At 72.3% G+C, this 22719-nt stretch carries 16 protein-coding genes; 7 read left to right on the top strand and 9 right to left on the bottom strand.

The window, feature by feature from the left end:
* Positions 1-425: 425 nt before the first annotated feature.
* Together ABT053_RS39565 and ABT053_RS39560 are read right to left on the bottom strand one after the other, a co-directional pair.
* Complete coding sequence (locus tag ABT053_RS39565) at positions 426-2852, bottom strand: alpha/beta hydrolase (RefSeq protein WP_350976496.1); 2427 nt, start codon at positions 2850-2852, stop codon at positions 426-428.
* 387 nt (positions 2853-3239) lie between these two features.
* The gene (locus ABT053_RS39560) at positions 3240-4382 is read right to left on the bottom strand and encodes an FAD-dependent monooxygenase (RefSeq protein ID WP_350976494.1); all 1143 of its coding nucleotides are present in this window, start codon (positions 4380-4382) and stop codon (positions 3240-3242) included.
* Between the two features lie 55 nt (positions 4383-4437).
* Here ABT053_RS39560 and ABT053_RS39555 point away from each other — a divergent pair, with 55 nt between their 5' ends.
* On the top strand, positions 4438-5019 hold the full coding sequence (locus ABT053_RS39555; RefSeq protein ID WP_350976492.1) for a TetR/AcrR family transcriptional regulator: 582 nt from the start codon (positions 4438-4440) through the stop codon (positions 5017-5019).
* 179 nt (positions 5020-5198) lie between these two features.
* Here ABT053_RS39555 and ABT053_RS39550 read toward each other — a convergent pair whose 3' ends face one another.
* The 5 genes from ABT053_RS39550 to ABT053_RS39530 all read right to left on the bottom strand — a co-directional run bounded on the left by ABT053_RS39550 (position 5199) and on the right by ABT053_RS39530 (position 11907).
* Positions 5199-6314 carry a carbohydrate kinase family protein gene (locus tag ABT053_RS39550; protein ID WP_350976490.1) on the bottom strand — a complete coding sequence of 372 codons (1116 nt, stop codon included), beginning with the start codon at positions 6312-6314 and terminating at the stop codon, positions 5199-5201.
* A gap of 360 nt (positions 6315-6674) precedes the next feature.
* Positions 6675-9551 (bottom strand): PEP/pyruvate-binding domain-containing protein, encoded by a 2877-nt coding sequence (locus tag ABT053_RS39545; protein WP_350976487.1) that lies wholly within the window; start codon positions 9549-9551, stop codon positions 6675-6677.
* Positions 9502-10008 carry a MarR family winged helix-turn-helix transcriptional regulator gene (locus ABT053_RS39540; RefSeq protein WP_350976485.1) on the bottom strand — a complete coding sequence of 169 codons (507 nt, stop codon included), beginning with the start codon at positions 10006-10008 and terminating at the stop codon, positions 9502-9504. The genes ABT053_RS39545 and ABT053_RS39540 overlap by 50 nt, the downstream gene beginning before the upstream one ends.
* Before the next feature lie 362 nt (positions 10009-10370).
* Positions 10371-10856 (bottom strand): hypothetical protein, encoded by a 486-nt coding sequence (locus ABT053_RS39535; protein ID WP_350976483.1) that lies wholly within the window; start codon positions 10854-10856, stop codon positions 10371-10373.
* Between the two features lie 328 nt (positions 10857-11184).
* Entirely contained in the window at positions 11185-11907 is a 723-nt protein-coding gene (locus ABT053_RS39530; RefSeq protein WP_350976481.1) for a hypothetical protein, read from the bottom strand.
* Positions 11908-12517: 610 nt separating this feature from the next.
* Here ABT053_RS39530 and ABT053_RS39525 point away from each other — a divergent pair.
* From ABT053_RS39525 to ABT053_RS39515, 3 genes are all read left to right on the top strand, one after another.
* Positions 12518-14470 (top strand): ABC1 kinase family protein, encoded by a 1953-nt coding sequence (locus ABT053_RS39525; RefSeq protein ID WP_350976479.1) that lies wholly within the window; start codon positions 12518-12520, stop codon positions 14468-14470.
* 61 nt (positions 14471-14531) lie between these two features.
* Positions 14532-15770, top strand: coding sequence for an NAD(P)/FAD-dependent oxidoreductase (locus ABT053_RS39520; protein ID WP_350976477.1), 1239 nt, complete (start codon positions 14532-14534; stop codon positions 15768-15770).
* 291 nt (positions 15771-16061) lie between these two features.
* Positions 16062-16640 carry a GNAT family N-acetyltransferase gene (locus ABT053_RS39515; RefSeq protein WP_350976476.1) on the top strand — a complete coding sequence of 193 codons (579 nt, stop codon included), beginning with the start codon at positions 16062-16064 and terminating at the stop codon, positions 16638-16640.
* Between the two features lie 97 nt (positions 16641-16737).
* On the opposite strand, the gene ABT053_RS39510 is transcribed toward ABT053_RS39515, so the two are convergent.
* Positions 16738-18348, bottom strand: coding sequence for an NsdA family TPR-like regulatory protein (locus ABT053_RS39510; protein WP_350976475.1), 1611 nt, complete (start codon positions 18346-18348; stop codon positions 16738-16740).
* Between the two features lie 327 nt (positions 18349-18675).
* Between ABT053_RS39510 and ABT053_RS39505 the strand changes: the two genes are divergently transcribed.
* Positions 18676-19359 carry an ATP-binding protein gene (locus ABT053_RS39505; protein ID WP_350976473.1) on the top strand — a complete coding sequence of 228 codons (684 nt, stop codon included), beginning with the start codon at positions 18676-18678 and terminating at the stop codon, positions 19357-19359.
* Between the two features lie 4 nt (positions 19360-19363).
* Here ABT053_RS39505 and ABT053_RS39500 read toward each other — a convergent pair whose 3' ends face one another.
* Positions 19364-20836 (bottom strand): hypothetical protein, encoded by a 1473-nt coding sequence (locus tag ABT053_RS39500; RefSeq protein ID WP_350976470.1) that lies wholly within the window; start codon positions 20834-20836, stop codon positions 19364-19366.
* Between the two features lie 119 nt (positions 20837-20955).
* On the opposite strand from ABT053_RS39500, the gene ABT053_RS39495 reads away from it, so the two are divergent.
* Both ABT053_RS39495 and ABT053_RS39490 read left to right on the top strand, forming a co-directional pair.
* Positions 20956-22026, top strand: coding sequence for a hypothetical protein (locus ABT053_RS39495; protein WP_350976468.1), 1071 nt, complete (start codon positions 20956-20958; stop codon positions 22024-22026).
* Positions 22027-22194: 168 nt separating this feature from the next.
* The gene (locus ABT053_RS39490; RefSeq protein WP_350976466.1) at positions 22195-22704 is read left to right on the top strand and encodes a GbsR/MarR family transcriptional regulator; all 510 of its coding nucleotides are present in this window, start codon (positions 22195-22197) and stop codon (positions 22702-22704) included.
* The last annotated feature ends 15 nt before the right edge of the window (positions 22705-22719 follow it).

Raw genomic sequence — 22719 nt, 5'->3', positions numbered from 1 at the left:
CTCCGGAGGGCACCCCGGGCGAGAGTTAAGGCCGACCGCATCACGGTCCACGGACGGGCCGCATCGTGGCCCCGGGGTGACCGCATCGCGGTGCGCGGACCGGCCACATCGTGGTGCGCAGACTGACCGCATCGCGGTACACGGACCGACCGCATCGCGGTACACGGGCCGACCGCATCACGATCGGTTCGTACGGCCCGCCGGTTCGCGCGGTCCGCCGTCCGGTCCGTCGCACGGCAACAGCGACGGCAACAGCGACAGCAGCGACAGCAGCGACGGCAACGGCAACGGCGACAGCAACGGCAACGGGCACGGCTCGTGAGCCGTGCCCGTTCCATACCGGTTACCCGTTACCCGTTACCCGTTACTTGTCGCTCGTTCCCGTGTCCGTGCCCGTCCGGCCCGAGGCCGGAGAGCGTCGTCTGTCAGAGAGCGTCGTCATCGGTGACGACGAGGCGGGTGAAGCCGTTCCCGATCGTCGCGTTCGTCGGCACGGACGCGACCACCTGGTACGACTGCGCGACCGTCGCCGGTGCGGTGTCGCCCGCGATCGGCACCTGGAAGGTGGCCGACCTCGCCCCGACAGGAATGACGACCTGCTGGGCCAGCGTCGCGATCACCGGCGCGGTGCCGGTGGCGATCGACTGGACGTTGACCGTCACCGGTTCCTTGCTCCGTCCCGACAGCGTCAGCGTCATGGTGGCGGCACCGGGACCGTCGCCCTCGGGGACGGTGAGTCCCTGGAGCGAGACCTGCGGCAGCTCGTCCAGCTCCGCCTTGCCCACGCGGACGTCGGAGAACGCGAGGTCACCCAGGTACACGCCACCGGCCGGGCTCGCGCCGGTGAGGCGGACCTCCCGCACGTCACGCAGGTCCACCCCGCCGAAGGACGACATCGGGACGCGTACCGTCCGCAACCACGTCTTGGGGAGCGGCGAGACCGCGCCGGGGAACGGCGTGAGGGCGTCACTCACGCTGGAGACCAGCACGGTGCCGGTCGTGCCGCGCCCGTCGACGACGGTGACCGCGAGGTCGGTGTTCCCCGCCGCGGCGCCCGTCGTGTTCTCGTCGAGGGCGGCGCGGAAGGTCAGCGCGTCGCGGCCGTTGACGTTCCGCGACCCCGCGGGCAGCGGGACGCTCACCTCGCCGGTGGTGTCGGTCCAGGCGAACCGCAGGACCGGCGTGGCGGTGACGTTCCCGGCGTACGTCGCGGGTGTCCAGGACGGCGCCTGCGACGTGGTCAGCCTGGTGGCGCAGGTGGGCACGCCGCTCTGCGGCGAGCGGTCCAGCATGCCCGCGCAGATCACGCCGGTCGCCGCGCCCGACACCGTGAAGGGCGACGACGGCGACGTGAAGGGAGCCACGTCGAGGCGCTTGTCGGCCTCGGCCTGCGCGACCGTGTGGACGACCGCGCGCCCGGCGGACGCCGAGACGGCGCCGCTGCCGTCGAACAGCGGGAGCAGCGCGTGCTCCCCGCCCTGGACGAGCCGGAAGAACCCGGCGATGTACGCCGTGCCCACCGCGTACTGCTCGGCCGGGGTGAGCCGGTCGGGGGCGGCGGTGCTGCCGCACACCGGGTCGTTGCGGTTGCTCCAGTCGTCGGACGCCGGGGCGACGGCCACGCCCGGTGTCCACTCGGTGTTGAAGAAGTTGTGGTTCGTCCCCATGATCATGAGTGAGGAGCGGAACGCCTCGTCCTTCGCGAAGGCGTACAGGGAGTCGTCGTAGAAGTGCTGGCCCTGCTGGTTGGAGACGTCCCCGTCGCAGTACGGCAGGAAGACGGACATCGGGATGTTGGGCAGGGTCGCGCGGGCGAAGTCGGTGGGCGCGAGCGGGAGGACCGCCCTGATCCCGTACGGCGCGGGACGCCCGGCGTTGAGCAGTGCCGCCTTGACGACGCCCTCACCTCCGCGCGAGTGTCCCATCAGGCCGATGTCGTCCATGTCGAGACGGCCCTCGAAGAGCTCGACGAGCTTGCCGTCGCCCGTCCCCTTCGCCGCGTCGGCGAGCAGGTCGAGGTGGCGCATGACGATCTCGCCGCGCGCGAGGGCGCCCCGGTCCTCGCTGAACGGGTTGTCGGCGGCGTTGACGCCGTTGGCGCTGACCGACACGACGGCGTACCCGTGACTGGCGAGCACGTCGGCGGGGCCGTCGTATCCGGTGAAGCTGAGGATCGGCTGCTGCCCGGCCGGGCACGGCCAGGTGCTGTTCGACGTCTGGCGCGTGACGGGGTTGTAGCACGCGGAGTGGCGGCCGTGCTGGAAGACGACCAGGGGAAGCCTGCCGGTGGCCTCCTTCGGCAGGTACACCTTCGCGCGGATCTCGGCCTGCCTGCCGCCGAGGCCCGCGAGGGTGATGGCGGTGTCGCCGAGGTCGTACTCGTCGTGGACGACCGTGTAGCGCCCGGGGGCCGCCGGGTCGACCGGCGGGGGAGGGGGGCTCGGCCTGCCCTGCCGGGAGGGCGCCGGTTCGGGGGCGACCCTCGCGGTGGGGGCGGCCTCCGAGGGGACCTCGCCGTTCCAGGCCACGTCGACGGACGCCGGAGCGGAGGCCCCGGGGTCGGACGTGGTGATCGTCAGGGTCCTGCCGTCCGGCGACTCCACGGCGGGGCCGAGGGAGACGCCGTCGACGGCGAGTTCCGGTACGGCGTCCCGTACCGGGAGTGGTTCGGCGAGCCGAAGTGTGATCTTGTGGCCACCCTCCACCGTCTCAATCGACCAGGCGCCGTCCTCACCGGTTCCCGATACGGGCGGGTCGGCGTGGGCGGGTCCGGCGAAGAGCATCGTGGAGACGAATGCGGCAGCCATGGTTCCGGCGAGTGCCCGTACCCTGACCTGCGCGTACAAGCGCATGTTTTTCCCTTCGAGCGCAATGCCCCAGCGGTGGTTACATCCGCTATTGGTGGGGTTTTTGCATGTACGACCCGAATCAGATCGCGCGTGATCGCTTGCAGGGGTTACGGGTTTTTTGCGAGTCTGTAAATGACATTCGGTGATGACCGTTGGAAAACCGTCCGCCGTGTCCGTACCGGAGCCCGGACCGGCGGGGTCGCCAGGCGGCGGGAGAGTCCGGAGGGCCGCGACGGGGGGCGGTGACGGCGTTAGGGGAGTCCGGGGGGCGCGCGACAGGAAGGCGTCGGTGTAGTCACCTCGCCTCACCGTCCGGCGGTTGTCGACGTCGAGGAAGGGCGGCGGGGAAGGACGACGGGGAAAGACCCGCCCCGATGTCCGTGAGTTGCGCTAGGCGTGCCAGATGGCGGCGAGCTGCCGGGCGGCCAGGCGGGCCGGGATGGCGCGTAGCAGGGTGTCGCGCGCCCAGGCGGCGGCCCCGGTCCGCGAGGTCAGCCGCGACTGCCGTTCCGCGGCTCGCATCAGCCGGTTGGCGCGCGGGCGGCGGATCGCGTCGTAGCGCAGCAGTCGTTCTGCCACGTCGGCGGGTCCGGCCCCTGTCAGGTGGCGGGTGAGCGCGGCGGCGTCCTCGAAGGCCTGGCTGGCGCCCTGTCCGAGGTCGGGTGTCATGGCGTGCGCGGCGTCGCCGAGCAGCGCGATCCTGCCGGTCGCGTACGTCGGCAGCGGCTCGGCCAGGCAGGCGATCGGGTCGACGTGGACGTCGCCGGCGGGGGTGGCCGCCAGCAGCGCGGGGACGGCCGGGTGCCAGTCGGCCATCAGTGCCAGCATCTGCTCACGCGCCTCCTTCGGTCCCGGGACGGGTTGCGGCAGCACGGAGTCGGTGAACCAGTAGAGCCCGTCGGCGCCGATGGGGAACAGCCCGAACATCGCCCCGGTGCGCCGGTCGATCAGGATGCCGGCCAGCAGCTCCTCCACGTCCAGCCCGGCGGGACGAGGCAGGGTGCCGCGCAGGTCCATGCGGCCGATCCTGCGCAGCCCGCCGTGGCCGGGGAACAGCTGTGCGCGCAACCCGCTGCCGATCCCGTCGGCCACGATCACCGCGTCCGCCTCGTCGACGCGCTCGCCATCGCTGAACACCGCCACTCCCTCCACGTCGGGCTCCAGCCGCTCCACCGGTGTCGCGGTCCGTACCGCGCCGGTGGGCAGCGGGGCGCGCAGGGTGCGGTGCAGTTCCGCCCGGTCGGTCACGATCATCGACCCGACCTCGCGCTGTGCCCGTACGGCGTCGGTGATCAGCAGTGGCCTCCCGCGCCAGTCGCGCAGTCCGGCGCTGCGGGCGGGGACGGACTGCCCCCCGGTGTCGTAGCCGAGCTCCTCCAGCGCGCGGAGCCCGTTGGGCATGATCACCACGCCGGTGCCCGTCTCGCGGAGCTCGGCGGCCCGCTCGTAGAGGGTCACCTGGTGCCCTTGGCGGTGCAGGCCCACCGCGGCCGCCACCCCGCCCAGCCCGGCACCGACCACGACAACACGCATGACGTTCCTCCATCCACTACGACCGTACTACTACGGTTATTGGTAGCATGGCCGGGTGCCGCCGACCAACCCAGCCCGCCGCCAAGCCCTGACGGACGCCGCCATCGACCTGCTGGCACTCTCGGGGACGCACGGGGTGACCCATCGCGCGGTGGAGAAGGAGGCGGGGCTGCCGACCGGCACGGCGTCCAACTACTTCCGCAGCCGCGAGGCGTTGCTGGTGGCCGCCGCCGAGCGGGTGGTCGAGCTCCACCTGGCCGACATGGACCAGGCGGCCGGGCACCAGCCCGCGAGCGGCGCCGACCTGGTGGAAATGCTGACCGAGTCGTTGCTCACGGCGGCGACCACGCTGCGCCACCGCTACATCGCGATCTTCGAGCTACAGCTGGAGGCGGTACGCCGCCCGGCGTTGGCCGCGGCGCTGGCGGGGCTGCAGGAGGTCGCGGTGCGCTTCACCGCCGGCCATCACGACCAGCTGGGGCTGAAGATCGCCCGCGAGAAGGTCCCCGCGCTCGTCACGCTCTACGGCGGCGCCCTGTTCGCCCTGGTCGGCGCACCTCTCGGCAGTGTCACCCGGCCCCTCGTAGAGGCCATTGTCGACACCATGGTGCACGGCTCGACCGCACCGGATGACTAGCGCGTGGTCGTGGTGCTCGCGCGGCCGGTCGACGAGGCGGTGTCCCTCGCGGCCCGGCCACCCCGGGGCGCGGGTGGCTTCGCGGTCCGGCGGGAGACTGTCGAGGGCGTGGCCGGTGCCGGTGCCGGTGTCAGTGCTGGCGTCGGTGTCGGTGCTGGGGCCGATGCCGGTTCTGCTGTTCAGCGCGCCCACGGGGGGTTGGCCCCGGCCACCGAGCAGGTGAGCGAGGCGACCCGGGCGGCGAAGGTCGCGGCGTCCACCGCCCGGTCGAGGTCGAGCCGGTCGAGCCGCCCGCCGAGCAGACCGGAGGCGTGCAGCCGGTGCAGGAGCCCGGCGGTGAAGGAGTCACCGGCGCCGACGGTGTCGACGACCTCCGTGGGCGGCGTGGGGACCGTGGCGCGCTCGCCGCCGACGGAGACGAGCGCCCCCAGCGGGCCGCGGGTCACCACGACCAGGCGTACGCCCGCGTCGTGCCAGGTGTCGCAGACCCGCTCGACCGGTTTGCCGGGGTGGATGTGCTCCAGGTCGTCGTCACTCAGTTTGATCATGTCGGCGAGCGCGCACCACCGGGGCATCCGCTCCCGGTAGACGGCCGGGTCGACGAGCACGGCCCGCACGTTGGGGTCGATCGAGATCGTGGCACGGGCCGCGGTCGCCGCCAGCGCCTCCTCGACGGCCTCCGCGCCCGGCGCGCGGACCAGGGCGAGCGAGCCGGTGTGCAGGCAGGAGACGTCCCCGACCCGCTCGGCGGTCAGCTCCGCCGCGCTCCACGCCCAGTCGGCGGCACCGTCGGCGTGGAAGGAGTAGCGGGCCCGCCCCGACTCGTCCAGGGTCGCCACCGCCAGGGTGCTCGGCTCGGGGGCGTCGACGCAGCCGGTCAGGTCGACCCCGGAGGCGCCGAGGTGCGCGCGGAACAGGGCGCCGAAGGAGTCGCCCGACAGGCGTCCCAGGAAGCGGGTGGCGGTGCCGAGGCGCGCCAGGGCCACCGCGGTGTTCGCCGGGCCGCCCCCGGGCAGGACGCGCAGGACGAGTTCGTCCCGCGTGCCTCCCGGGGCGAGGACGTCACCCGCCGAGGATCCGGTCGCGGGGGAGCCGTCCGGGGCGAGATCGTTCGTTGCGGGGTCGTTCGTGGTGGAGCCGTCCAAGGAAGGGACGCCCGAGGAAGGGACGCCCGAGGAAGGGCGAACCGTGGCGGAGCTGCCCGGGGGCGGGGCGCTGCCCGCGGTGGGGGTGTCGCTCGTGGCGAAGGCGTCGGCGACGCACTCGCCGAGTACGGCGACCTGGGTGGAGGGCATGATCCCCGCCTTTCCGGGAGGTGTCTCCTCGACGGCGTCTTCTTGAGGATGTTCTCCTGAGCACGGCTTTCCGAGGACGGCTTCCAGGAGAAAGCCCCCTGAGGAGGGCTTCCCGAGGAAGGCTTCTCGAAGACGGCTTCCTGATTACGGCTTCCTGGAGACGGTCTCTCGGAGACGGTGTGGCAGATGCTCCGGCGACACCGCCGGTAGCAGTCTCGCCCATGTGAACCCCGAGCGAGTCACGAACGAGCCCCGAGCGAGCCGTGAGCGAGCTGTGAACGAACCCCGAACGAGGTGCGAGCGAGCCGTGAACGATCCCGGACGACCCCGAACGAACCCCCGGACGAGCCGCGCGCCAGGTCAGGTGGCGGTGACGACGCCGGAGGCGCCGTCGACGGTGATCTCCTGGCCGGTGACGATGTGCTCGGTCGCCCCGCTCACCCCCACCACGGCCGGGATCCCGTACTCGCGGGCCACCACGGCACCGTGGGAGTTGGCGCCGCCCATCTCCATCACCAGGCCGCCCGCCGTGAGGAACAACGGCGTCCAGCCGGGGTCGGTGGAGGGGCAGACCAGGATCTCCCCGGGTTCCAGGTGCGCGCCGACCGGGTCGAGGACGACCCTGGCGACACCGGTGACGGTGCCCGCCGAGGCCGGGGTGCCGGTCAGCGCCCCGTCCACCGGCGTCCGTACGCCGACGGCCTCCGGCTCGGTGCCGTCCGACAGCAGGACGCGGGGGACGTGCCTGCGCCGCAGCTCGCGGGCGGCCTCCTCGCGCCGCCGCGCCACGAGCTCCGCCGGTGCGAGTCGCGTGGTTCCGCCGGACGGGGAGGTGACGGTCAGTACGGGTACGGAAGCGGGGGCCGGATCGGAGGTCTCCCGGTCGGGCGGAGCCGAGGTCTCCCGGGCAGGGAGGTCGGCGAGGGCCGCCCTGGCCTCGCGGAAGGTCAGGAAGAAGATGTCGTCGGCACAGGACAGCGGCCCGCGCGCCGCCAGCTCGGCACCAACGGCCAGCAGTTCGGCCCGCATCGCGGCGAGCGCGGTCACCATGGCGTACTTGGGCATCTCGCGCAGGCCCACCAGCGCCCGGGTCCTGCCGAGCGCGAAGCGGACGAACCGTCCGCGCGGACCCCCGGCGCGCCCGCTCAAAGTCTTGATCATGAGAACGGCCTCGGCGGCGCCCTTCGCGAACAGCGCGTCGGGAGCCAGGGCCGGGTCCTCCAGCCGCAGGTAGTTGGCGAGGACGCCGATGATGTGGGTCGGGTCCTCCGACCAGCGCGGCAACCCGAGGTCGATCTCGGCGACCGCCCTGACACCGTAGACGGAGAGGAAGTCCGCCAGGCCCCGCTGCGCGACGCCGGGAAGCGACCCGGCGCGGAAGCGTTCGGCCAGCTCGGCGGCGGGGGTGCCCAGCAGCAGGGAGACGGACTCGCGGTCCTCGCGAACGCGGGTGGCCAGCCGCCACAGTGCCAGGTCCATCTCGGTGGTCACGTTGTGCGGCAGCCCGCGCAGGACCGTCTGCAGCTCGCCGGGCCTGGCCCGGTCACCCAGCGCCTTGGCGGCCAGGCCGAGCATCACGAACCCGGCCGCCGCCGCCGGAGCGATCGTCGGCAGCAGCGGGAAGATCTGACGGCTCAGCACCCGTTCGACGTGGTCGAGGCGCTGGGCCGGGGTGGCGTCCCCGGGCGCGGCCAGCTCCCTCCGGAGGCGCGCGTCCAGCAGCTCCACGTCCCGGTGCGCCGACGCGGGGTCGAGCAGGGCCCGTACGGCACGCCGCGGGATGCGGAAGCGGGACGCGATCCTGACCGCCCGGCGCAGGGGCGGGCGGAGCGAGGGCTGGGTGACGCCGAACCGGGGATCGTCGAGCAGGCCGCGCAGCACCTTCGCCGACCGGGCCTCCATCACGTCGAGCACCCTCGGGAAGGCCACGCGGCCCACCCTGCCGCGCATGAAGCCGGTGACGTCGAAGAACAGCCGCCCGCCCGACTCCGCGACGACGGGGGCCCCGGCCACCCGGTCGGCCACCGGGATCCCCAGGATCTCGAACGCCGACGACGACAGCAGCCTGAAGGCCGACATGCCCATGGGGGTGATCGGCCGGTAGAGGCCCTGGGCCAGGCTGAAGCAGAAGTAGACCCGCGTGCCGTCGGGCTCGGGCTCCCGTTCCCGGGACGGCGTGTCCGGGGCGCCGGTTCCCCCCGCGCCCGTGCCGCCCGCCACGGGTGACGGGTCCGCGGACGGCTCCGCGTGGTGGGGGATCGGGTAGAGCGTGGTGATGGGACGCGACTGGGTGAGCCAGAGGACACCCCCGGGGTCGATCGCCCACTCGGTGTCCTGCGGCGCCCCGTAGTGCCGCTCGACCCGGTCACCGAGCGCGGCCAGCTCGGCCAGCTGCGCGTCGGTGACACAGGCGCTCTGCGTGGACTCCGGGGAGGCCGCGGGGCTCGCGGGCGCCTCGACGTGCTCGACGCCGCCGCCCGCCAGTGACCGTACGGCCAGCCGCTTGTCGCCGAGGCGGCGTTCGGTGATCCGGCCGGTGGCGGTGTCGACCACGAAGTGGTCGGGGTTGACCGCGCCGGAGACCACGGCCTCGCCGAGACCGGGACTGGCGTCGATCACCGCCTCGCGCCGCCGCCCGGTGACCGGGTTGGCGGTGAACATCACCCCGGCCACCTCCGACTGGACCATCTCCTGGACGACCACCGCGAGGCGAATTGTGTCGTGGCCGATGCCGTTCGCGGCCCGGTAGGCGACGGCCCGGTCGGTCCAGAGCGAGGCCCAGCACCGCCGGACCGCGTCCAGCACGGCGTCGGCGCCGATCACGTTGAGATAGGTGTCCTGCTGCCCGGCGAAGCTGGCGTGCGGCAGGTCCTCGGCGGTCGCGGAGGAGCGGACCGCGACGGGACCGTCCGCGCTGTCCCGTACGGCTCCCGCGATGTCGTCGGGGACCGGCGCGGTGAGCACGAGCTCGCGGGCCTTCGCGGCCAGCGCGTTCAGGGCGGGGACGTCCCCGGAGGCCGTCGTGGCGAGCGCCGCGAGCACATCCTCCAGCCCGGCCCGCTCGGTGACCCTGCGGTAGGCCTCGGTGGTGACGCACAGGCCGGGGGGAACGGGGAACCCGGCGGTGGTGAGCACGCCGAGATTGGCGGCCTTGCCGCCGACCAGGGGCAGCGTCTCCGCCCCGATGTCACCGAATCTCAGGATGAGCGGGATGGGTGGGATGAGCGGCTTGGGCATGGGTGCGTCGTCTCCTTGAGGCTTCGCCGAGAAGCGTCATGGCCCGGGTCACGAGCTCGCGTTCTTCGGCGGTCAGATGGGCCATGACTTCGAGCTGGGCGTCGGCCCGGACGCGCTCGAACGTGCGGAGGAAGTCGGCTCCGGCCGGGGTGAGGGCGATCCGCCGCACCCGCCGGTCGCCGGGATCCTCCCGGCGGTCGGCCAGCCCCCGCCGTACGAGCTGGTCGACCAGGCGGCTGGTGGCCGAGACGGACCGGCTGATCCGTTCGGCGAGCTCGCGGAGGGTCGGGGCGACCGGTTCGTCGATGGTGTAGAGCGTGGCGACCTGGATCATGGAGGGCTCGTCGCCCTCGAACCCGCTCAGCAGATGGAGCAGCAGACCGGGGATCAGCGCCCGCCGGAAATCGCCGATGTCACCGGCCAGCCGGTCACGCTCCGCGCCGTCCACGGGGTTCATCGGACAACTCCTTGCATCACTGCAACTAATGCGTTGCCGCAAGGTTAGGCGGGGAGGGAAAATAAGTCAACAAGTGATGAAATTAGCTCTCGGAGCATTCGGCGAGCCTCACGAGGTGCCGGGTTCGCGGCCCGGAAGGTGGCGCGTTTCCCTTGGTGGGTCGCTGTCCGGCCTGGGCACGGAAGGTGGACGCGGCACCGGGAGAAAGGGCCGGGCACAGCACGAAGCCGGCCCCCTGGGGAGCCGGCCGGGTTCGAGCGTGGGCGACCGATCGGGTCGATCGGTGCGGGTCGATGTCGGTGAAGGTGTTCGGTGAAAGCGTTGGGTGTTGGTGGGGGTTTTGTGTGTGGGGGTGGGGAGGGTTAGAAGGCGTCGCCCCAGCGGCCGCAGTCGTCGAACTTGTCGGTGCCCTCGCAGACGCGGATCTTGAAGTCGTCGAAGCCGTTGCTCTTCTTGAAGCCGCCGAAGTGGTCGATGTCGCCGTGGCCGAAGGTCTTGAAGACCTTGGTGTGGGAGCCGAAGCGGTCGTGCCACTTGAACCACACGTAGCTGTAGGAGCGGTCGCGGTCACGGTCGAACAGGTCGCCGTAGAACCAGTAGCGGCCGTTGTCCTTGGTCCAGTAGCCCTTGAAGTACGAGCGGTGGCCGAAGTCCTCGCCGCGGCCGAACCCGGAGTAGTAGGGGCCGAAGAAGTGCTTGCTGGAGGTCTGGGCCTGCTGCGTGGCGACCGTGGCCGAAGCCGCGGTGGCGGTCCCGGTGGAGGCGGAGGCTGCGGGGGCGGCGGCCACGCCGGCGAGCAGGGAGGCGGCCAGGGCGGCTCCGGCGAGGAGGGTGCGCGTCGTGCTCATCGTGATGCTCCTGTGCGGTGGTGGAGGGGTGTTGCCGTTCGGACACCACGCACACTAGAAACCGCCAACCCATCCTTCTGCGCAGGAATGCACACTCACCCCCCAACGTGCACTATTACCGCTTTTTACGCCTGGCGGCACTGTGCGACGACCGCGCCACCGCCCCGCGGCCACTCACCCCGCCCACCCCGCCCACCCCGCCCACCCCACCCACTCCGCGCGAGACATGCCGACGGCCACCGCGCGATCCCGGGTGATCACGCGGTGGCCGTCTCATCTCACCTGCGCCGGTACGGGGTCCGTACGCGCGACGCCGGAGTGTTGATCCCTAGTTGCCCCATCCGAGAAGCCAGACCTGGCCGTTGGCGCCGTAGCGGTTCTTCTGCCACGGGTATATCCGGGAGGAGCAAACGCCCGTGACGGGGTTGTAGGACGTGCAGAAACGCCATCTGTCGGTGACGTCCCAGACATTCCAGCCGACCCCGTAGGCCTGGACGTTCTGGCAGCCCTCGTAGATATAGGTGGGAAGCGTCGTGCTCCCGGTGCAACTGGCCGAGGTGTATGTGACACGGACGCCGTCACCGCACCACGTGTGGTAGGCACTTCCCTGGAGAGCGGGGTATCCATATGTCGTCGTGAGATACCAGCAGCCGGTCGTGGCATTGGCGGGACTGAGGTTTCCCGGCCGCTTCGCGGGAGGGAGGAGAGTGCTGGTGAACCGCCCCTGGTCCGTGTCGATGATGCTGGGGACCGTTTCCTTCTGGCGGGACATGTCGATGTATCTGTCGAGTCCCTTTCCGCGGATCTCGGCGGCCGTCAGGGCGCGCACGGTGGGCTTGGGCGGCGGCGCCACCTCCCCGGGCTGGGGTGCGGGCTCCCACGACTGAGGCGCGGCCTCCCAGGGCTGAAGTGCGGCTTCCCGGGGCTGGGGCGCGGGCGGGTTGTCCGGGACGCTCGGCGGTACGGGGGCGAAGGCCCCGAGGCTCAGAACGGCCGCCACCGCGAAGGCGCAGCTGACCGTGACTCGGGCGAATCGTCGCTTCAATGGCATACGGAATGCTCCTTATCAAAACAGCGCGCTGCGGGCGGAGCTCTTGGCATCTCCGTCGACGGCGCGATCTTGACGGCGTGGAAAATATATACGCCCTCCTTTCGAGGGGTGTGGAATTCCGTTTCCGGGAGGGTAAACGAAAATTTCCTCGTTCTGTCTTCCAAAGATATTGCGTATCTTCTCCGGTCCGCGGATCCGATCTCCGTGGCGGTTTCATGATGATTCTCCCCATGTGTGGGAAGAAAGGTGATGCGCGTTTCTTTCTCATGCCGAACGCGCCGCGTTTCGGAATGTCGGTGGATCGCGTCCCGCCCGCGCTCACCGCCCGGTCCCGGCCCGGCCCGGAAACCGGTTCATCGCGCCCCGCCCGGGTCTCCCGTCTCGCCCGGACCCCGCCCTGCCCGGCCCCCCGCTCCGCCCGGACCCCGCCCTGCCCGGAACTCCTTTGTCCCCAAAGCGGGTCATCTAGTCTGTTCGCCGTCGATCACGCCTCCCCGCCCGTGTCCGCGCGTCACGGACACGGGGGACGCATGGGATACGTGCCGGACCTCACCCCCACGACAAAAACGACGAAAACAACGAATACGACGAACGCGACGGAGCGAGCGGAATGAACGTGGACCTTCTAACGCCCCTGGTGCTCGTGATCGGGGTGCTGGTCCTGGTGGCGGCGTTCACCCTGGCCGCGCGGCGCCTGCTCGACCTGCGGTTCGGGATCGTCCGCACGCTGCTGGCCGGGGTGTTCGTGGTCCTGATCGCCGGACCGCTCATGCGGGCGTTCGCGGGAACGGTGGCCCCGGACGACCCCGGTGTCACCCCGATCTGGTTCTTCATCCTCGCCGTGGTCTGCGCCCTGCTCGCCGGGCTGGTCCCCCTGGTGATCGCCGAGGCCCTGATGCCGTCCGGGTCGCTTCCGGGACCGCTGGAGTTGGCCGGAGGGCTGCGCCGTCACCTGATCCGCTCACGCCGCTACCTGCGCATCACGCGCATCCTCGTACGGCACGGTCTCGGGCCGTACCTGCGCGGCCGGGACCCCGACCTCGGCGCGTCCTCCAGCAGGGCCCGGCTGGCCAGGTCGCTGCGGGAGGCCCTCGACGACGGCGGGGTCACGTTCGTGAAGCTGGGCCAGATCCTGTCCACCCGGAGCGACCTGCTGCCGGTGGAGTTCGTCGAGGAGCTGCGCCTGCTGCAGGACGGCGCGGCGTCGGCGCCTTGGGCGGAGATCGAGCCGGTGCTCGTGGCCGAGCTGGGCGGGCCGGTGGAGGGGACGTTCGCCGGGTTCGACCGCGAACCGCTCGCCGCCGCCTCGGTCGCGCAGGTCTACCGCGCCCGGCTGCGGACGGGCGAGGAGGTGGTGGTCAAGGTCCAGCGTCCGGGGATCGCCACCGTGGTCGAGCAGGACCTCGACATCATCGACCGCCTCGCCCACTCGCTCGAACGGCGTACCCGGTGGGGGCGCGCGTTCGGCGTCACCGCCCTGTCCAGGGGGTTCGCGGACGCGCTGCGGGAGGAGCTCGACTTCCGGATCGAGGCCGGGAACATGGCCGCCGTGGCGGCGGTCTCCGCGGGCGAGCCGGTCCACGTGCCGGTGCCGTACCCGGAGCTGTCCGGGCGGCGGGTGCTCGTCATGGAGTGGCTGGACGGCACCCCGCTCGGGGCCGCCGCGTCCGGCGGGCGGGACGGGCAGGAGCTCGCCAGGACGCTGTTCGACACGTTGCTGCGCCAGATCATGCTGCACGGGGTGTTCCACGCCGACCCCCACCCGGGCAACCTCATGCTCCTCGCCGACGGGCGCCTGGCCCTGCTCGACTTCGGCTCGGTGGGGCGGCTCGACGGCTCGCTGCGCGACGCGCTGGGGCGCCTGCTCGGGGCGATGGACCGGGGGGACCCGCTCGGGGTGAGCGACGCCCTGCTGGAGGTGGTGCCGAGGCCGGACGAGATCGACGAGCGGGGGCTGGAACGCGAGCTCGGCCGGTTCATGGCCCGGCACCTGCTCGCCGGTACCCCTCCGGACGCGCAGATGTTCGGCAGGCTCTTCCGGATCGTCTCCTCGCACGGCCTGTCCCTCCCGCCCGAGGTGGCCGCGGTGTTCCGGGCGCTGGCGACGGTCGAGGGCACGCTCGCCCGGCTCGCCCCCGGCTTCGACATCGTCACCGAGGCGCGCGCGTTCTCCCTCCGTCACCTCACCGAACGCCTCGACTCCCAGGGGGTGCGGGACGAGGTCACCCGGGAGGTGCTCGGCCTGCTTCCCATGGTGCGCCGCCTGCCCCGCCGGATCGAGCGCATCGCCGACGCGGCCGAGCACGGCCGCTTCGGCCTGAACGTGCGCCTCTTCTCCGACGAACGCGACCGGCGGCACGTCACCGGGATGCTCCACCAGGTGCTGCTCACCGTGCTGGCGGCCACCACGGGCCTCATGTCCGCGCTGCTGCTCGGGGCCGACACCGGCCCGCGCGTCACCCCGGGCGTCGGGCTCCACCAGCTCATCGGCTACAACCTCCTGCTCGTCAGCGCCATCCTGGGCCTGCGGGTCCTGGTGGTCGTCTTCCGCAGGAACGGATGATCGGCCCGCCGCCTTCCGCGATCGTTGGAACCGGCGGGGGAATGGGAGTAGGAAGGAACCTATGACTACCGAGCAGACGTTCGTCATCGTCGGAGCGGGCCTGGCGGGTGCCAAGGCGGCGGAGTCCCTGCGCGACGAGGGCTTCGAGGGCGCGATCACGCTGATCGGCGCCGAGACCGAGTCTCCCTACGAGAGACCCCCGCTCTCGAAGGGCTACCTGCTCGGCAAGGAGGAGAAGGCCAAGCTCTACGTCCACGACGACGAGTGGTACGCCGCCAACTCCGTGGAGCGGCTGCTCGGCCGCCGCGCGACGGCCCTCGACCGGGCCGCGCACCACGTGGAACTCGACGACGGGCGGCGCGTCCGGTACGACAAGCTGCTGCTCGTCCCCGGCTCCTCCCCGCGCCGCCTCGACGTACCCGGTGCCGACCTGGACGGCGTGCACCACCTCCGCAGCCTCGGCGACTCGGAGCGGCTGCGCGAGGCCATCGGCGGCGGTGGCCGGAGGGTGGTCGTCGTCGGCGCGGGCTGGATCGGGCTGGAGACCGCCGCGGCCGCCAGGGAGTACGGCTGCGAGGTGACCGTCGTCGAGCCGAGGGCGGTGCCGCTGCACGCCGCGCTCGGCCCCGAGCTGGGCGCCTTCTTCGCCGACGTGCACCGGCGCCACGGCGTCGACGTACGGCTCGCCCGCGAGGTGACCGGCCTCCTCGGCCCCGGTCACGTCCGCGCGGTCGCCACCCACGACGGCGAGGAGGTCCCGGCCGACCTCGTGATCGTCGGCATCGGGGTGAGCCCCAACACCGAGCTCGCCGAGCGGGCGGGCCTGGCCGTGGACAACGGGATCCTCGTCAGCGAGTCCCTCCGCACCGACGACCCCGACGTCTACGCCGCCGGTGACGTGGCCAACGCGTTCAACCCCCTGTACGGCACCCGCGTCCGCGTCGAGCACTGGGCCAACGCCCTCAACGGGGGAGTGGCCGCGGCCAAGGCCATGCTCGGCCAGGAGGTGGTCTACGACAGGCCGCCGTACTTCTTCACCGACCAGTACGACGTCGGCATGGAGTTCTCCGGCTGGTTCACGCCCGGCGGGTACGACTCCGTGGTCGTCCGCGGGGACCTGGACTCGCAGGCGTTCCACGCCTTCTGGCTCACCGGCGGGCGCGTCGTGGCGGGGATGCACGTCAACCGGTGGGACGAGGGCATCGCACCGGCCCAGGAGCTGATCCGGAGCGGCGCGACCGTCGACCCCGGCCGGCTCGCCGACCTCTCCGTACCCCTGGCCGACCTCGCGAAAAGCTGACTCCCGCCTGCGGCCGTCCCGCGAAAAGCTGACTCCCCGCCCACAACCGGTCCCGCGAGAGGTCGGCTCCCCGCCACAACCGGTCCCGCGAGAGGTCGGCTCCCCGCCACGGCCGGTCTCGCGAGAAGACGGCCCGCCCCTGTCGTCCTCGCCTTCGCCCCTGCTGTCCTCGCCTTCGCCTCTGTCGTCCTCGCCTTCGTCCCGCACCGGAACCGGGACGGCTACCGCGCCCGTCCACGGGTAAGGAGCCCTCCCAGGGAAGGGCGGTGCGACGGAGGCGAGGAGACAGGGATGACCGACACGACCCCCACCGACGAGATCACCGTGGAGACGCACGGCCGCCGGGAGGCGCTCGCGCTGGCCGGGACGATCTGTGATCTCTACGAGGCGGTGTTCTCGCTGCCCCCGTTCGACGGGAACGCCGCGGAGTTCGCCAACCAGCGCTCGTACTTCCCCAGGCTGGTCGACCGGCCCGGGTTCCGGCTGACCACCGCGCGGTGCGGGCCGGAGCTCATCGGGTTCGGGTACGGCTACCTGCTGCCCGCCGACACCCCCTGGTGGAGCGCGCTCGCCGAACCGGTCGACGAGGAGTTCGCGGCCGAGACCGGCACCAGGACGTTCGCCCTCATCGACTACGGGGTGTTGTACGACCGGCGAGGCGCCGGAGCCGGGCACCGGATCCACGACGAGCTGCTCTCCGGATCCGGCGCCGAGCGGGCCACGCTCTCGGTGCAGCCCAAGGCCGTGCGGACCCGGGAGACATACCGGAGGTGGGGATGGCGGAAGGTGTCGGAGAAACTGATGGACCCGCCGATCCCCGCCCCGGTCTTCGAGATCCTGGTGCTGGAGGAGATGCCCAGGGCGCGCTGACCGGCCGCGACTGGCCGTGGAGGAGCCCCCCGGCCTCGTCGTGGACGGACAGCGCGCCGCCCGGCCGCGCACCGGCCGCGCACCGGCCGCGGGGCCGTCAGGCGATGAGCTGGAAGGCGTGCAGCTTCTCGTCCAGGGCGGCGACCTGTCGGGTCCTCGCCCACGGATTCAGCGTCTCGCGGACCTCCACCACCGAGCGGGCGAGCCGCGGCGAGGTGTTCTTGCAAGTGAGGCGGGCCGCCTCGGCGATCTGCTCGCACGCCTCGTCGATGGCGCGCAGCTGCATGTGCCCGCGCGCCAGATCCAGGCGGCTGAACGCCAGGTTGCGGACGAACGCCGGATCGATCCGGGCCAGGGACCGCGAGGCCATCTCCACGGCGGTCTGGGCGTCGCCCATGTCCAGCAGGCACTTGGTCCTGGTCGACAGATACTGCCCGTCGCCGTAGAAGTAGAGAAGCTTCGCCCCCACGTCGCCCTCGCCCGCGTGGCCCAGCTCGCGCCGGGCCTGGTCGAGGCTGGTCATGCACCGGGCGTGGTCCTTGCGCCGGTCGCTCTTGGCCGAGCGGCGCAGCACCGCCGAGTAGGCGCGGGCCCCCACGTCGCACGCGTACGACACCAGCAGCTTGCTGTTGGCGCGGTGCCCCCAGGCCAGCGCCCCCAGCGCGTGCTCGACGCCCTGGCGGGGGTCGCCCCGCCAGGTCGCCAGCTGTGACCAGTTGGCCAGGACGAAGCTGTTCATCGCGTCGTCGTCGGCCCGGTGCGCGGCTAACTTGGCCTGCTCGTAGTAGTGGTTCGCCCCGTTGAAGTCGTTGAGGTTGAACAGCACCCAGGCGGTGAACCGGCAGATGTTGGCCAGCAGCGACAGCAGCCGCTCCCGCACCTCGTCGTTCGACGCCGACGGGATGAGCGACCGCACCAGGTGCTGCTGGGCGAGCACGGTCCCCAGCACCGCCTGGGGGCCGAGGGTGTCCTCCTGGCGCATGCAGTGGTGCAGCACCGCGTCGATGTGGTCGACGGTGGCCTCGTCCACCCGGGACGGCTCGGCGGCGATCCGGGCGAGCCGGTCGAGCTCGTCGTCGTTGAGCCGGTCCAGCAGCGGGGAAGCCGCGGCGGCGGCAGCGGCGGCCCTGATCAGGGCCAGCACGTCGCGTCGTTTCATGGTCGCCGCCCACTGGGCGAGCGCCCGCACCAGGGCGTCGTACTCCTCGTCGCGTGAGGTCCCGAACGGCACCGGTCCGGTGGGCAGGGTGGGCAGGGCGGCCAGCACCCCCCGGAGGTCCTCGGGGCCGAGACTTCCCGCGGCCCCGGCCGCGACCAGCTCCCGTCCCCGGGAGCGGACGGCCGGTGTGTTGTGCTCGTCGGCATCGCGGTGGTCTTCACCGTCGACCAGGTCGGCGGTGCGGCACTGGTAGATGCGGGCCAGCCGGTTGAGCCCGGCGATCGGCGGCTCGTTGCCGGTGGGGCCGGGCCATGCTTCCCACGACCCGAGTTTCCGGGGCGTCAGCGGCTCGTTCGGCCAGTACTCGTTCCATAGATGGCAGACCTTGGCTTGTGTCAGGCGATGCGCCTCACGGAAACCCTGACGGGAGTTCAGGCGCCAGCGTCGCATGAACTCAGCGGCGACCTCGGCCCACGTGAAACCACGTTCGCGAAGCTCAGCGCTGAAGGCGTCCATCTGCTGCTTGACGCTGCGCGGTGCACGTGGCATCGGCTCGGCCCCTCCCGGCGGGTTCTCCGGCGGCGATTCTTCGGGCCGAACGTTACTGGGCGATCACGTTCGGTGACCGCCGAGTACAGAAATCGGCGATCAGATCACCGCTCCCTGTCACGCCGTCGCTCTGCGGGGTGACTTGACCTCTGAGAGTGACGAACAGACTCGGTGTCGTCGCCTGTTTCCAGCACGCTCCGTAGACCAGGGTGGAGGACAACGCCGGAGCCGTCGGATTCGTGTGGTCTCAGCGCTCGGGCGGGGGCGTCCCCAATCTGCGCCGGGGACGCGCGACCGAACCTTCGTTGAACTTCCCTGGAGCCACCAATGACCGTGCTCCCCGTCGAACGGCCGGGACCGATGCACTCACCGTTTCATCCTGATCCGGACACCGCCGACCACCTGTCCCCGGACTTCCCGGACTCCCAGGACTCCCAGGACTCTCTGGACCACCTGAACATCCAGGACTCCCGGGACTTCCTGGACGCGAACGAGCTGTGGCTGGCGGCGCAGCCGGCCGCGGCCTCCCAGGCGCGCGACTTCACGCGGGCGCAGCTGCTGGCGTGGGACCTGGAGGAGCTGGCCGACCTCTGTGTCCTGGTCGTCTCCGAGATGACCACCAACGCCATCAAGGCCACCGCCGCCCCGCCCGTCCCGTACGGCTACACCTGCCCGCACACCTCCGACTGCCCGCCCACCTGCGCCCGCGCGCGGACCGCCGACCCGTACCCGATCCTGCTGCGGCTCCGCCTCACCGCCGCGGGCCTGTTCGCGGAGGTCTGGGACGGCTGCGACGGCACGCCCGAGGTCACCGAGGCGGAGGAGGACGACGAGAGCGGCCGGGGCCTGCGGCTCGTCGGCATGTGCACCGACGAGTGGGGCCACCACCGGTCACCGGACGGGGGAAAGGTCGTCTTCGGCCGCTGGGCCCTGCCGCTCGCCTGGCACATCCCGGACGCGGTGCCCTCGCGGCCGTACGCGTACTCCCGGACTCACGCGACGCGCGGGTGACCCCTCATCTGCGCGGGGTGTACGCGGGGTACGCCGTCCGGTCCACGTCCGTGTCCGGCCACCGGCGGCGCAGCACCTGCGCCACCCGGCGGGCCCATCCGGACAGGTGGGGCAGGGCGCGGTGGTGCTCGGCGGCCCGCGCCGCGGCGTCCAGCGTGAAGACCATCTGGAGCCGGCTGTTCTCGCCCGGCGGCCGGGCGTCGAGCGTGGGGAACCGGGTGAAACGGGTGGCGGCCCAGGTCAGGCAGGCCGAGGCCAAGCCGGAGCCGAACAGGTGGTCGTCGTCCGCCTCCGGCACGCCCCGGGCCAGCGCGCTGCGGTAACCGGCCTCCAGGCCGGTCGCGATCGGGTCGGACACCGTCAGCCACGCCGGGCCCGGCACGTACAGGCACACGGCCGAGGTGAGGGCGTGCCGGTAACCGGCGAACTCGAAGTCGATGAGCCGCCCGTCGCCGTAGTCGTCTGCGTGGTCGTCGCCGTCCGTCGCCGGGAAGCCGTCCGTAGTGAGGAAGCCGCCCGTTGTCGGGAAGCCTTCCGTAGTGAGGAAGCCGTCCGTCGTGAGGAAGTTGTTCGCCTCGGCGTCCCCGTTGGTCAACGCCAGGAAGGGGCCCGGATCGGCGAGTTCCGCCAGTAGCCGTGCCAGCTCGGTCTCAGCCCGGCCCGGCAGCGCGACCCCGAGCCCCGCGCCGTGCTCCACGGCCCGCCGCCACGCCTCGGCGTCCGAGCAGGTGAGGCCGAGACCCGTGACCGGCCGCCTCGCGAGATAGCGCTCCGCGTGCCCGGCGGTGGCCGCGCCCAGCTCGCCCAGCGCCCGCGCGAAGGCCGCGAGCCCCGCAGCCGCGGGCACCGCGCCGTCGCGGCGCAACACCCGGTCCAGTGGCGTACGCGGAGCGAGGTCCTCCAGGACCAGGAGCGACGCCGCCATGTCGTCGGCGAGCACCCTGGGGGCGAGGTGGAGCCCGAGATCCTCGGAGAGGAAGCGCAGCGCGGCCCGTTCGGTCACCACCTGCCCCGGGTCCATGCGCGACCCGGACGGATCGCTGCGCAACCACTTGACGATCACCGACCCGGGTGGCCCGGAACTCGGCCGGGCCGGGTGCGAAGGCGGTCCGGATTCCGGTCCGCCCGAGAACGTGGGCTTTCCGGCGTCCGGCCCGGCCGGGTATGCGGGTGTTTCGTCGCCCGGCCCGGCCGGGAGCATGGGCGTTTCGACGTTCGGCTCGATCGGCTGCGCGGGTGTTTCGGTGTCCGGCCCGGCCGGGAACATGGACTTTCCGGCGTCCGGCTCGGTCGGGAACATGGGCTTTCCGGCGTCCGGCCCGGCCAGGTGTGCGCGCAGGACCGCCCACGGGGCCAGGTGCTCCACGTGGTCCAGCACCACCGGTGCGCCGAACGCCTTCCCCAGCAGCGCCTCCAGGGCGGGCCGATCGGGCAGCGGGAAGTTCGGCACGGGGAAATCCGCGGGAGGCGTCGGCATCCTGGCAGGGTGCCAGCCGGGGTCGCGGCCTTCAACAGGTTTCCCTTCCGGACCGGCCCGGAAGGGCACCCTGGCCGTCGGGGGCCCGGCACCCCGCTCGCGAGGGGCAGAATGCCGGGATGGATACGACCCTGCGGGCCGCGAGCGAAGTGGTGGGCGTCGAGCTGTCCGATCCGGTGGACCTCGGGGGCAGCCCGCGCAGCGTCGTCCTGCGCTGCCGGACGGCTTCGGGCGGCAGCGTCGTCGTCAAGAAGTACGGCACCGATCCCGAGGGCCTGCGCGCCTTCACCGGGGAGGCGGCCGGGCTCTCGCTGCGGCTGGCCGGTCCCGCACTGCTGGGTGTGGACGCCTCGGTCCCGCTGCTGGTGATGGAGGACCTCGGGTCCGCGCCGACCCTGGCGGACGTGCTGCTCGGCGACGATCCGCGGGCCGCCCTGGACGGCCTGTCGGCCTGGGCGCGCGGGCTCGGGCGGTTGTCCGCCGCGTCGGTGCACCGGCGCGCCGACCTGACCGACCTGACGGCCCGGTACGGCCTGGGCGTGCCGTCCTGGGACGAGGAGCCGTGGATCGCGGGGTACGCGGCCGGGTTCCCCTCGGCGCTCGCCGGGATCGGCGTCGAGGCGCCGCCGGAGCTGGGCGAGGAGCTGGGACGGATCGCGGCGACGGGCGCGGACGAGTACCTCGCCTTCACCCCCGGCGACACCTGCCCGGACAACAACCTGCTCACCCCGGACGGCCTGCGGCTGATCGACTTCGAGTCGGCCTGCTACCAGCCGGTCTTCATGACGGCCGCGTACTGCCGGATGCCCTTCGCCACCTGCTGGTGCGTCTTCACCCTGCCCGCCGGTCTGGCGGAGCGGATCGAGGAGACCTACCGCGCCGAGGTCGTCGGGGCGTACCCGGAGCTGGCCGAGGACGAGATCTGGCAGCCGGGGGTCCGGCGGGCGGTCGCGCTCTGGACGGTGTATCTGACGACGAGCCTGATCCCGCGCATGGGAGAGGACAGGCCGGCGCACCGGACCCGGCGGCCCGTACCGACGCTGTGGCAGCTGCTGAGGCACCGCTGGGAGATGGGGAGCACCCTGGAGGAGTTCCCGGCCTTCGCGGAGACGATGCGGCTGCTGCTCCGGGACGTGGCAGGAGGCTGGGACGTCCCCCCGCTGCCGGGCTATCCCGCGTTCGGCGGCTGAGCACCCGGCAGGAACAGGCGAGACAAGGTCGGCGGGAACGGGCGGGACAGGGCCGATCGCGGTCGCGGCGGCCCGCCCCGGCCGTCCACCGATCCGAAGCGGCAAGCCAGTCGTATCGCAAATGTCGGAGATTTGCGTTATTTCAGTTATGTGAGTAATGTCAGCGATATGGACTACGAGGCCGAGCTTGCCTACGCCGACGAGGTCGGCCGCCACTTCGCGCGGCAGAACGGCCTGCCCCCGATGACCGGCCGGGTGGCCGGATGGCTCCTCATCTGCGATCCGCCGCAGCAGACGATCGCCGAGCTCGGCGAGGCGCTGCGGGCCAGCCGCACCGCCGTCAGCGGCGCCGTCTCCATGCTGGAGGAGTGGTCCTGGATCCAGCGCTCCCGCGCCGCCGGCGAGCGCGTGGACCGGGTCAGCATCCACCCCGCTATCTGGCTGAGGATGGTCGACAAGCCCTCGGAGTACACCTCGCTCGGCGCGCTCGCGCGCCAGGGGCTCAAGGTGCTGGACGAGGCGCCCCCGGCCCGCCGGGCGCGTCTCCTGGAGGGGGCCGCCTTCGCCGAGTTCCTCGTCGAGCGGATGCCCGCGCTCGCGGCCGAGTGGCGCGAGCGCCGCGACGCCCTGCGCGCCTCCGGCGCACTGCCCGGCGACGCGGGGACGAGCCGGTCCTAGCCCGGCGTCACCGGA

It is taken from the genome of Streptosporangium sp. NPDC002524 (assembly GCF_040295985.1).
GTDB lineage: Bacteria > Actinomycetota > Actinomycetes > Streptosporangiales > Streptosporangiaceae > Streptosporangium.
This window is presented reverse-complemented; position numbering and strand designations above follow the sequence as displayed.